We start from the raw sequence: 705 nt of genomic DNA on the forward strand, positions 1-705 counted from the left end.
CACTCGTTCTGTATAATTTACAAATTCATCATTTGAATCTCGGTAACTAACATTTATTTCTACCAATCTAGGATTCACCATTTCTACTTGTGTTCCATGAGGAAATCGCATGACCCTATTTCCCTCCACCAAACATGAAAAACCACCTAAAACCTCATTAGATAGTGAATACGAAGTACAAGCAACATCTGTTCTATCTTCAAATGAAAGAACTTTTCCCTTTTCAACATTTCCATTTGCTCTAGCAATCCATAATTCTTTTTTTAACACTTTGTTTTTTGTCAAGCTTCTTGTCAAAGACATTAATTTTTCCTCCTATCATTTTTACTTAAACCTTCCTTCAGAAAGTTTTATTCAAAATTAATTCTTTACTATTCCCACACCTAGAAAAATCTTTCTGATTCACCCTACCCACCTTTTTACTTTTGCTCAAGATATATTTTTTTTCCTGTCCGACGATGAATTAAAGTAATTTCTCCAATAGAATTTTTTCGATACAGCCAGTTATCAGGGTTTAAATACGTTTTCCCAACTTTTTGCTTTGAAATTAACTCTTTGATTTCTCTTGTCGGCTTCTTTCCTTGTTTCATCAATTACCTCCTTTTTTAAATAATAAAAAAGATATTTGCTGATACAAATATCTCTGTAGACAAAACCATATTTATATTTCAAATAAAAAGTAAGATTTAATCATTCAATTCATGA

Annotated in this window: 2 protein-coding genes; both read right to left on the reverse strand. The window is 30.5% G+C overall.

Features of this window, described 5'->3' with window-relative positions; translation table 11 throughout:
* Window positions 1-303 (reverse strand): hypothetical protein (locus AB3I00_RS14570; RefSeq protein WP_368025610.1); only part of this gene is annotated, 303 nt, incomplete at its 3' end.
* A 116-nt stretch (window positions 304-419) separates the two neighbouring features.
* Window positions 420-590, reverse strand: a complete 171-nt coding sequence (locus tag AB3I00_RS14575; protein WP_368025611.1) for a hypothetical protein — start codon at window positions 588-590, stop codon at window positions 420-422.
* Window positions 591-705 lie beyond the last annotated feature (115 nt).

Origin of the sequence: Enterococcus sp. C76 (assembly GCF_040886985.1) — a bacterium.
Classification (GTDB): Bacteria; Bacillota; Bacilli; order Lactobacillales; family Enterococcaceae; genus Enterococcus_B; species Enterococcus_B lactis.